10 protein-coding genes are annotated in these 10,835 nt (G+C 69.7%); all 10 read left to right on the top strand.

Annotation, left to right across the window (positions count from 1 at the left end; genetic code table 11):
- The first annotated feature begins 4 nt into the window (after positions 1-4).
- The 10 genes from ACESMN_RS03260 (at position 5) to ACESMN_RS03305 (ending at position 10,735) form a co-directional block, all read left to right on the top strand.
- The gene (locus ACESMN_RS03260; protein ID WP_373052151.1) at positions 5-535 is read left to right on the top strand and encodes an Rrf2 family transcriptional regulator; all 531 of its coding nucleotides are present in this window, start codon (positions 5-7) and stop codon (positions 533-535) included.
- Between the two features lie 162 nt (positions 536-697).
- Complete coding sequence (ndk, locus tag ACESMN_RS03265) at positions 698-1,129, top strand: nucleoside-diphosphate kinase (RefSeq protein ID WP_373052152.1); 432 nt, start codon at positions 698-700, stop codon at positions 1,127-1,129.
- A 303-nt stretch (positions 1,130-1,432) separates the two neighbouring features.
- On the top strand, positions 1,433-2,566 hold the full coding sequence (rlmN, locus tag ACESMN_RS03270; protein WP_373052153.1) for a 23S rRNA (adenine(2503)-C(2))-methyltransferase RlmN: 1,134 nt from the start codon (positions 1,433-1,435) through the stop codon (positions 2,564-2,566).
- Positions 2,567-2,751: 185 nt separating this feature from the next.
- Entirely contained in the window at positions 2,752-3,474 is a 723-nt protein-coding gene (gene pilW, locus ACESMN_RS03275; RefSeq protein WP_373052160.1) for a type IV pilus biogenesis/stability protein PilW, read from the top strand.
- Positions 3,467-4,849, top strand: coding sequence for a helix-turn-helix domain-containing protein (locus ACESMN_RS03280; RefSeq protein WP_373052154.1), 1,383 nt, complete (start codon positions 3,467-3,469; stop codon positions 4,847-4,849). Before pilW ends, ACESMN_RS03280 begins: the two co-directional genes overlap by 8 nt.
- Positions 4,850-4,892: 43 nt before the next feature.
- The gene (gene hisS, locus ACESMN_RS03285) at positions 4,893-6,191 is read left to right on the top strand and encodes a histidine--tRNA ligase (protein WP_373052155.1); all 1,299 of its coding nucleotides are present in this window, start codon (positions 4,893-4,895) and stop codon (positions 6,189-6,191) included.
- Positions 6,188-6,802, top strand: a complete 615-nt coding sequence (locus tag ACESMN_RS03290; RefSeq protein WP_373052156.1) for a YfgM family protein — start codon at positions 6,188-6,190, stop codon at positions 6,800-6,802. The genes hisS and ACESMN_RS03290 overlap by 4 nt, the downstream gene beginning before the upstream one ends.
- 112 nt (positions 6,803-6,914) lie before the next feature.
- On the top strand, positions 6,915-8,072 hold the full coding sequence (gene bamB / locus ACESMN_RS03295; protein WP_373052161.1) for an outer membrane protein assembly factor BamB: 1,158 nt from the start codon (positions 6,915-6,917) through the stop codon (positions 8,070-8,072).
- 60 nt (positions 8,073-8,132) lie between these two features.
- Positions 8,133-9,560 carry a ribosome biogenesis GTPase Der gene (der, locus tag ACESMN_RS03300; RefSeq protein WP_373052157.1) on the top strand — a complete coding sequence of 476 codons (1,428 nt, stop codon included), beginning with the start codon at positions 8,133-8,135 and terminating at the stop codon, positions 9,558-9,560.
- A 2-nt stretch (positions 9,561-9,562) separates the two neighbouring features.
- On the top strand, positions 9,563-10,735 hold the full coding sequence (locus tag ACESMN_RS03305; protein WP_373052158.1) for an aminotransferase class I/II-fold pyridoxal phosphate-dependent enzyme: 1,173 nt from the start codon (positions 9,563-9,565) through the stop codon (positions 10,733-10,735).
- The last annotated feature ends 100 nt before the right edge of the window (positions 10,736-10,835 follow it).

Consider the following 10,835-nt stretch of genomic DNA (forward strand, 5'->3'; position numbering starts at 1 on the left):
AGCCATGAAACTGACGACCCGGGGCCGCTATGCGGTCACCGCCATTCTCGATGTAGCCCTGTATTCGGGCGGAGGCCCGGTGTCGCTGGGAGACGTGGCAGAGCGTCAGCGCCTGTCGCTCTCCTATCTCGAGCAGCTCTTCTCCCGGCTGCGCAAGCGCGGTCTGGTGCGCAGCAGCCGGGGACCGGGCGGCGGCTACCGGCTGAGCCGGCCTGCCGCGGAGATCTCTGTGGCCGAGGTGATCTCCGCTGTCGACGAGCCGGTCGATGTGACCCGCTGCGGTGGGCTGGTGAACTGCAACCAGGACTCCCGGTGTCTTACCCACGACCTCTGGGTGGAGCTCAGCCGGCAGATGGACCAGTTCTTCAGCAGCCGTAGCCTGGCCGATGTGCTCGAGCGGCGCCGCCGGGCGCGCGGCCCGGACGGGGAGCACGATGCCGAGGGCGCTCGACAGGGACCACCCTCGCAGCGGACGATCCCGATCGTGCCGGTGGGCGAGGCTTCGGCGCCTCCTCCAGAGGCCCGGGGCGGCTGAGTCGACACCCGGCAGCGTCGCCGGCCTGTGGGATCAGGCCCCGGGAGCCGGTCACCTTCATTGCCGCGGCAGGGGGCTGCCGCTAGACTACTCCGCGATTTCAGCTTCATCGGCCGCCCTCCCGGGCGGCCCAGCCCAATTCCGTCTACCAGGAGACTGTCCGTGGCCGAGGAACGCACCCTGTCCATCATCAAGCCCGATGCCGTCGCGAAGAACGTGATCGGGGAGATCTACAGCCGCTTCGAGAAGGGGGGGCTGCGTATCGTGGCCGCCCGGATGCTGCAGCTTTCCCGGGACCAGGCCGAGGGTTTCTATGCGGTGCACCGCGAGCGGCCCTTTTTTACCGACCTCGTCGAGTTCATGATCTCCGGACCGGTAATGGTCCAGGTACTCGAGGGCGAGGACGCGATTGCCCGGAACCGCGAGATCATGGGTGCGACCAACCCGAAGGAAGCGGCGCCCGGCACGATCCGCGCGGACTTCGCGACCAGTATTGACGAAAATGCCGTGCATGGATCGGATGGCCCCGACACTGCGCGCACGGAGATCGCGTTCTTCTTCGACGACGACGGCATCTGCCCGCGAACCCGTTGAGTTCGCCAGGGGTTCCCGTCCACTCCCGGGAATCCCGGGGTGCTGGCAGGCGCCGTGCGCCCTCTCCCCCGCTGGTCTGGAAAAGTCGGGTTCCGGGGCGCGGATCGCGAATGCGCTTCCTTCGCCGGTGGATTAAACTAGGAAGGGCGGCGCCGAAGGGCGTCATGCAGGATGAAAAACCGGTCGCGCGTCGGCATGATCGCTTCCTCTTCCCATCCCTCCGCCACGGGCAGGAGGGACGATACGGAACGCGCCTCGGGCGTTGTTCCGCCTGATCGTGCCGAGGGCCAGAAACCAGACGCCATGTCAGCAACTCTCGCCAATCCGTTGAACCTCCTCGGCATGTCCCGCCAGCGGCTGGCGGAGCAGTTCGAGCGGTGGGGCGAGCGCGGATTCCGCGCAACGCAACTGGTCCGCTGGATCCATCAGCGCGGCGTGACCGATTTCAGCGCGATGACCGACCTCTCGAAGGCGCTGCGTCAGCATCTTGCCGCGGAGGCCATCGTCCGGCCGCCGGAGGTCGCGCTGGAACGGGGCTCGGACGACGGCACCGTGAAGTGGGTGATGCGCCTCGCGGATGGCAATGCCATTGAGACGGTATTCATCCCCGAGGACGACCGAGGCACCCTCTGCGTGTCGTCCCAGGTGGGCTGCGCGCTGGACTGCACCTTCTGCTCCACGGCTCAGCAGGGCTTCAACCGCAACCTCACGGCGGACGAGATCATCGGCCAGATCTGGATGGCGAACCGGAGGTTGCCGGTGCCCGAAGGCCGCTCGCGAGCCGTCACCAACGTGGTCTTCATGGGCATGGGCGAGCCGCTGGCGAATTTCGAGGCGCTGGTGGAGGCGATCGACCTGATGCTGGATGACCATGCCTATGGGCTGAGCAAGCGTCGGGTCACGGTGAGCACCTCCGGGCTGGTGCCGGCGCTCGACCGTCTCGGCGGGGTCACGGATGTGGCGCTGGCGGTCAGCCTGCACGCCCCCAACGATGAGCTGCGGGACCGGCTGGTACCGATCAACCGCAAGTACCCCATCCGTGAACTGCTGCAGGCCTGCCGCCGATACACGCGCGATGGCGGACACCACCATCGGGTGACCTTCGAATACGTGCTGCTGGCAGGAATCAATGACCAGCCGGAACACGCGCAGCAGCTGATCGACCTGCTGCGGGAGATCCCCTGCAAGGTGAACCTGATCCCGTTCAACCCGTTTCCCGGTGCGCCGTTCGCGCGCCCCTCGCTGAATGCCGTCCGGGCCTTCGAGCGCCTGCTCGCGGAGGCGGGATTCGTGACCATCGTCCGGCGCACCCGTGGAGACGATATCGATGCGGCCTGTGGACAGCTCATCGGCCAGGTGATGGACCGCAGCAACCGCCCGGCGCGCATGATCAGGCTGCACGCGGAGCTTCCGGTGCAACCCGGGGCCAGCGCATGACGACGTCGGTCACGGCCCTCACCACGGACGCATCGGCCGACTCGATCCATGCACGGCGCGACGGCGCCCACAGCCATGCCACTCTGCGCCGGCGCTCGCTTCCGCGGATCCTGCTGACCCCGGGTCGGCATCTCAAGCCGCATGGACGGCTGGTTTCGCTGCTGCTCTTCTGGCTGGCCGCGGCCATGCTGCTCGCGGGATGTGCCGGGCTGCAGCCGAAGGCGAGCGAGGACCAGCGCCGGGCCGCGGAGATCAACGCGGAGCTGGGAATCAGCTACCTGCGGCAGAACGACCTGATGCAGGCCGAGCGGGCCCTGGAGCGAGCGATCCAGTTCGATCCGAGACTGGCGATGGCCCACCTGGGCATGGCATCGCTGCGCGAACGCCAGGATTTGCTCGACCGCGCCCTGGAACACTATCGCAAGGCCCTGGCCCTCGACCCGGACGACCCCTACGTGCAGACGAACCTTGGCGATCTGCTCTGCCGGCAGGGGGAAGTCGCGGAGGGCCGGGCGCTCCTCGAGCAGGCGGGCACGAACCCGTCATACCGCGCCCGTCACGTGGCACTGGTGGGCGCCGGGGTCTGTGACCTGAAGGCCGGGGAGACGGAGCGCGCCGAGCGCAGGATCCGCGAGGCCCTGGAGATCGCTCCGCGGTTTCCGGATGCCCTCTACGAGATGGCGCGACTGACCTACCAGGACGGGCGGCCGTTTCAGACCCGCGCCTTCCTGTCGCGTCTGCGCGCCCTCGACGTGGTGACGCCGGAATCCCTGCTGCTTTGCTATCGGGCCGAGATGCAGCTCGGCAACCGGGAGGACGCGCTGCGCTGCGCACAGCGGTTGATGCGGGATTTCGCCGAGAGCGAAGAGGCCGCCGAACTCCAGCGCCTGGAGCAGGAACGTGGCTGAACGGAAGGACAAGGAGCCCGTGTTCGGCCGGCTGGATGACCTCGATGACATCTCCAGCCTGCCGCTGGGCCTGCGCAATGGCGGTTCCGGTGAGCGGGAATCGGGTGCCTCTGACGAGGCCCCGCCCCGGGTGAACGGCAGTGTACGGCAGCGGCGCGATGACATCCTCGAACCGGGACCGCCGGTGTCGGTGGTCGGCAGCCTGACTGCGCGCACCCAGTCCTCGCCAGTGGAGATGGAGGAGGCCTCCCCGGGGCACCCGGGGGCGGCCATGCGGCATGCACGCGAGCGGGCGGGGATCGCCATCGCCGATCTTGCCTCGCGCACGCGCCTGTCCCGCCGGATCATCGAGGACCTCGAGGCCAACCGCTTCGAGGCGATGCCGCCGGCCTATGTGCGCGGCTACCTTCGGACGGTGGCGCGGGAACTGAACAACGACGCGGAGACCTGGATCCGGTCCTACGAGGGGCTGGGTTACGCGGAGCCCGTCCTCAAGGCCACCGTGCAGCGGGATGCCTCCGGGCGCTGGGGCCTGAGCCGCGGTATCTGGGGGCTGACGGTGGCGGCGATCCTCGCCTCGGCCCTCGGCCTTGGCGTCTACACCTGGAGCGGTGGCAACGGAGAGGCCCCGACGGCCGCTCTGTCGGATTGGTTCGGCGAACAGGTCCAGCGCTTCGCAGGCGCTGCGCCCGAGCCGCTGGCCGAGCCGGAGTCGGGAACCCCAATGGTGCCGGAGCCGGCGGAGGAACTGCAGCGGGTTCCCGGGCCGGAGGCCCTCGGCCGGGTCGGCGAGCCGTTGCCACCCGACCCGTTGCCGGCCCCGCCGGAGCCCTTGCTGCAGGAGCCCGGGCTGCCTGCCGCTCCCGCCGAGCCGGCGGCGCCCGCGCCTGAGCCGGGGCCGGCTCCGGAGCCCGCGCCGGAGCCCCCATTGGAGCCATCGGCGGCAGTACCGGCACCGGCCACGGAACCGGCGCCGGGCACCCCGGAGGCCGGAACGACCGCGGCCCCAGCGCCTGATCCGGGCGTGCGCGCGGAAGCGCAGACGGGCATGCCGGCCGACCCCGGGATGCCGGCCGTTCCGGAGCCGATGCCACCCTCGGGGCAGGGTGGCGTTGCCGCGGTCGGCGACCCAAGCACGCTGACCCTGTCCTTTGACGGAACCTCCTGGATCGAAGTCCGCTCCGCGGCCGACGACGTGGTCTTGCAGGGCGTCTTCCATGCGGGCGACGAACGCCGCATCGTGGTGGAGATGCCGGCGCGGTTGATCCTGGGCAATGCACCCGAGGTCCGCGTGAGCCGGGACGGCGGGCCGGTGGCCCTGGAGGCATACACGCGCGAGGACCGGACCGCACGATTGACGCTGGGCGCCGACTGATGCGGCGGTCACACAACAGCCGCGCCGGCGCACCGGTACCGGCATGAAGGCGATTCGATCGATCCGGGGAATGCACGACATCCTGCCCGACACGGTGCACGTGTGGCAGGAACTCGAGCACCAGATCCGCCGCCAGCTCGAGGCCTACGGTTACCAGGAGATCCGTCTGCCGTCGGTCGAGTTTACCGAACTCTTCGCGCGCTCGATCGGCGATGTCACCGACATCGTCGAAAAGGAGATGTACACCTTCGAGGATCGCAATGGCGATCTGCTGAGCCTGCGGCCGGAGGGTACCGCGGGCTGCGTGCGCGCCGGCATCGAGCACGGTCTGCTGCACAATCAGGTGCAGCGGCTCTGGTACCTGGGGCCGATGTTCCGGCACGAGCGTCCGCAGAAGGGCCGCTACCGGCAGTTCCATCAGGTCGGCATCGAGGTCTTCGGGGTGCCGGGCCCGGACGTCGACGCCGAGCTGCTGGCCTTCACCGCCAGACTCTGGCGAACGCTGGGGCTGCGCAACCTGCGCCTGGAGATCAATACCCTCGGCACCCCCGCCAGCCGCGCCCGTTACCGTGATCGGCTGATCACCTATTTTGAGGCCCGCCAGGAGGCGCTGGATCCGGAGGCACTGCGGCGGCTCTACGACAATCCCCTGCGGCTTCTGGACAGCAAGCATCCCGACACCGCTGCGGTGGCGCGCGAGGCGCCGACCCTGTTCGACGATCTCGACGCGGAATCGCGCGCGCACTTCGACATGCTGCTGACCCATCTCGACACCCTGGGCATCGCCTACACGCACAATCCGCGCCTCGTGCGCGGGCTCGACTACTACACCCACACGGTGTTCGAGTGGGTCACCGACGAACTCGGCGCCCAGGGCACGGTCTGTGCGGGGGGGCGCTACGACGGCCTGGTGGAACAGCTGGGTGGACGCGCAACCCCGGCCATCGGGCTCGCGATGGGCCTCGAGCGGCTGGTTACCCTGCTGCTCGCGCAGGGGTCGGCATCGGAGCCGGTGGGGCCGGATATCTATCTGGTCGTCCCGGCCGGGGCCGGGGCGGGCCCGGAGGCCTTCGCGCTGGCCGAGCGCCTGCGCGACGAACTGCCGACACTGCGTCTGACGCTGAACTGCGGCGGCGGCAGCATGAAGGCGCAGATGAAGAAGGCCGACAGGACCGGTGCCCGCTACGCGGTTATCCTTGGTGTCGACGAGATCGCCGCGGGCACGGTGGTGCTGAAGCCGCTGCGCGATTCGGCGGCCGGGCAGCTGACGCTTGCCCAGCAGGATCTGCCGGCACTGATGCGGGCGCGGCTTCAGAGACAACCCGGAGGACCGGACAGATGAGCGACCTCACCGACGAGGAAAAAGGCGAACGAATCAAGCAGTGGTGGTCCGACAACGGATCCGCTGTCATCGGCGGTGTGATACTGGGCATCGCCGGACTCTTTGGCTGGAACTGGTGGACCGATCGCCAGGCGGACCGTGCGGAGGCCGCATCCGAGTTGTACATGATGGTGCGGTCGCATGTTGAGGCCGGCCAGTTCGCGCAGGCCTCCGCGCTGGCACCGGAACTCGCCGAGAACGGCCGCGGCACGCCCTATGTGTCCATGGGCTGGGCGCTGATCGCGGACGCCGCGGTCCGCCAGGACGACTCGGAGAGGGCGATTCATGCGCTCGAGCAGGCGCGCTCGGCCGCCGTGGAAGCGGGCTATCGCCAGGTCATGTCGCTGCGCCTGGCGCGTCATCTGGTGGCTGCGGAACGCGTCGACGAGGCGGAGGCGGTGCTGGCGGATGTGACCTCGGATGCCTTTTCGGGGCTGCGCGCCGAGGTCCGCGGCGACATCGCCCGGGCCCGGGGCGAGAACGAGGAGGCCCGGCGGCGCTACGAGGAGGCCCTCGCGGCCGGACACGACACCGAGTTTCTGCGTCTGAAGCTCGATGAACTCGCGGCCTGACGGCAATGGCCCGACACGTGATTCCGAAGATTGAACTCCGGCCGCGCAATGCTGTGTTGGTTCTGTCTCACCGCCAGGTCAAGGGTCACCATTGAACATGATCGCCGCTGCGCTGCGTCTCGGTCTGGTCTCCGCGCTTGTTCTCTCCCTTGCCGCCTGCGGCCTGTGGAGCCGTGACACCACGGAACCGCCGGCACCGCTGCCCGAGTTCACCGCGGTGGGGACGCCGACCACCCTGTGGTCCCGGTCCATCGGCCGGGGCGGCGACCGCTTTCTCTGGCAGATGCGTCCCGGCGTGACCGAGGACCTGATCGTGGTGGCGGATGTCCGTGGTCGCGTGACGGCGCTGGAGCTCGATTCCGGAAGCGCGCGCTGGGATACGCGCCTGGATGACGTCCAGGTCGCCGCGGGCATGGGTGTCGGGGACGATATTGCCGTGCTCGGGACACTCGAGGGCCTGGCGATCGCCGTGAATCTCGACGACGGCGACGAGATCTGGCGCACGCAGCTGTCCAGCGAGGTGGTGGCGGTCTCCGCGGTGGCGGGTGGACAGGTGATTGCACGGACCAACGACGGCCGGCTGCACGCCCTGGACGCGGCCTCGGGCTCCACCCGCTGGACGGCGCTGCGCACCACACCCGCGCTGAGCCTGCGAGGCGCACAGGTGCCGCAGATACTGCCCGGCAGGGTGCTGGCCAGTTTCGACACCGGGCGCCTGCTGATGCTGGGCGCCGGTCGGGGCAACGTGCTGTGGGAGGCCACCGTCGGGGTTCCCTCCGGGCGCTCGGAACTGGAGCGGCTGATCGATGCCGATGGCTACATACCGGTCCATCGGGGCGCAGCCTTCGCCGCCACCTACCAGGGCCGCCTGGTCGCGGTCACGCTGGACAGCGGGGACACGATCTGGTCCCGGGAATTCTCCTCCTACCAGGGGGGTGACATCGATCCGGAGTCCGCGGTGCTGGTGATGACGGCGGCAGACAGCCACATCTGGGGGCTCGATCCGCGCAATGGCGGAGACCTCTGGCAGCAGCGCGACCTGCGGTTGCGCGGTGTCACCGCGCCGGTTGCGGTCGGCGATCAGGCCGTCGTCGGGGATTACCAGGGCTACCTGCACTGGCTGAGCCTCGACGATGGCAGCATCATGGCCCGGACCCGGCCGGGTTCCGGTGCGATCGTCACCCGGCCGGTGCTGAACGACGGGGTGCTCTATGTCATCTCTGCCGATGGCCGGGTCAGCGCGATCCGGGCGCGTGTGGACGATGACTGAGACCAGACGCCGGGCGCGTCGGCAGCGCCCGGCGCATGAGCCCTCTGCAGGGTGGGCGGGATGATTCCGGTGATCGCCCTGGTCGGGCGGCCCAATGTCGGAAAATCCACACTCTTCAACCAGCTCACGCGTTCCAGGGACGCACTGGTCGCGGACCTGCCGGGCCTCACCAGGGATCGCCAGTACGGGATTGGCCGGGCCGGTGGCTTCCCGTACATGGTGGTGGATACCGGGGGGCTGTCGGGCGAGGAAGAGACCATGGACGCCGCGATGGCCCGGCAGACGCGCCAGGCGATCGCCGAGGCCGACCTGGTGCTGCTGATGGTGGATGCCCGGGCCGGGTTGACCGCACTGGACGAGTCGATCGCGCGCGGGCTGCGCAGCGAGGGGGTGCGGGCCCTGGTGGTGGCGAACAAGACCGACGGTCTCGACATCGATTCGGCCACCGCGGAGTTCCACGCCCTCGGACTCGGGCCGATCCTGCCGATCGCGGCCGTGCACGGGCGCGGGGTCACGGTACTGATGCAGCGGGTGCGCGATGAACTCGATCTGCAGCAGGCGGAACCGGGCGGCGAGGGGCCGGTCCCGGCAGAAGAGGCGGAGGCACTGGATCGCTGGCCCGGAATCCGGGTCGCGGTGATCGGCCGTCCGAACGTCGGCAAGTCCACGCTGATCAACCGGCTGCTGGGCGCTGAGCGCGTGCTCGCCACCCCGATCGCCGGAACCACGCGGGACAGCATCTTCATTCCCTTCACCCGCGACGGGCAGGATTACACGCTGATCGACACGGCCGGCGTGCGGCGCCGGGCCCGGGTACACGACACCGTGGAGAAATTCAGCGTGATCAAGACGCTGAAGGCGATCGAGGCCGCGCACGTGGTGATCATGGTGCTCGATGCCCAGTCCGGCATCGCGGATCAGGACGCCCACCTGCTCGGCCTGGCGCTGGAGGCGGGGAGGGCGCTCGTGCTGGCGGTGAACAAGTGGGATGGCCTCGAGCCGGATAGCCGCGAGATGGTGCGCCGGGACCTCGAGCGCCGGCTCGGTTTCCTGCGTTTCGCGCGGCTGCGCCTGATCTCGGCGCTGCACGGCACGAACGTCGGACACCTGCTCGAGGACGTGCGCGAGGCCTGGGCCAGCGCCTTCGCCGAGCTCTCCACCCCGCAGCTCTCCCGGCTGCTCGAATCGGCGGTGGCCGAACATCAGCCGCCGCTGGTCGGACACCGGCGGATCAAGCTGCGCTATGCCCACCAGGGCGGGCAGAACCCGCCCGTGATCGTGATCCACGGCAACCAGACCGAGGCCCTGCCGGCGAGCTACAAGCGCTTCCTGGAGAACTTCTTTCGCAAGCACCTGGGACTGGTCGGAACCCCGTTGCGCCTGGAGTTCAGGACTGGCAGGAACCCCTTTGCCGGCCGCAGGAACGTGCTCACGGAACGGCAGCGGCGCAAGCGCAAGCGCATGCTGCGCCACGTGAAGAAGCGCTGAGGATGTTCGCGCCGGGACTGTCGGAGCGGGGCCTCGCGATGGAGCCGTTCCGGGTGATGCAGGTGCTGGCCCGGTCCCAGGCCCTGGAGGCCGTGGGCCGGGACGTGATCCACCTGGAGGTGGGGGAGCCGGACTTCCCCACCCCGGAGCCGGTCGTTGCGGCGGCAACACGGGCCATGGCCGCGGGCGTGGTCCGGTACACGCCGGCGCACGGTACCGGTGCACTGCGCGCCGCGATCGCCGGGGACTACCTGAGGCTCTACGGTCTGCGCATCGATCCGGAACGCGTGGTCGTCACCAGCGGAGCCTCGGCGGCGATCCTGCTTGCGCTCGCGGCCGGGACCGATGCAGGCGACGCGGTGCTGTTGCCCGACCCCGGTTACGCCTGCAACCGCCAGTTCGTCACCGCCCTGGGCGGGCAACCGGTCCCGGTACCCGTCCCGCCGCAATCGGGCTTCCAGCCCACCGCGAGCCGGATCGCGGCCGCATGGCGTCCCGGGACCCGCGCGGTGATGCTGGCATCGCCCGCGAACCCCACCGGAACGCTGCTCCCGGAGGCGGAGTTGACCGCCATCGCCGAGGTGGTCCGGGGGCGCGGCGGGGTGCTGATCATGGACGAGATCTACGGGCGCCTGATCTTCGACCGGCCGCCCGGCACCGCGCTCTCGACGGTGCCCGACGCGGTCATCGTGAACAGCTTCTCCAAGTACTACGCGATGACCGGCTGGCGTCTGGGCTGGATGGTGGTGCCGGAGGACTGGATCGAGCCGGTCAGACGGCTGGCGCAGAATCTCTTCGTCGCCCCGCCGACCGTGGCCCAGACGGCTGCGCTGGCCGCCTTCGAGCCCGCGACCGAGACCCTGTTGCAGGCGCGGGTCCGTGAGCTGCAGGCGCGGCGCGACTTCCTGCTCGCGGCGCTCCCCGGGCTCGGCCTCGAGCTGCACGCCCGCCCCGAGGGCGCCTTCTACATCTATGCGGACAGCCGCGCCCACGGATCCGACTCGGAGGCCCTGTGCGCCCGAATTCTCGACGAGGTCGGGGTCGCCCTGACCCCCGGGACGGACTTCAGCCCCGGCTCCGGACGCGATCACATCCGCATCGCCTACACGCAGCCGCGCGAGCGTCTCGAGGAGGCCGTCGCGCGGCTGCGGCCGGTGCTGGGGCGGAGTGGGTGAAGGCAGCCAGTGCGATACGGTTGCGGCCAGAGGCCGCTCCCACCAGGGCGGGGCCTGTAGGAGCGGCTTCCAGCCGCGATGCGGCGTTGCTCTGGGTGCC

Origin of the sequence: Thioalkalivibrio sp., assembly GCF_041690275.1 — a bacterium.
GTDB lineage: Bacteria > Pseudomonadota > Gammaproteobacteria > Ectothiorhodospirales > Ectothiorhodospiraceae > Thioalkalivibrio.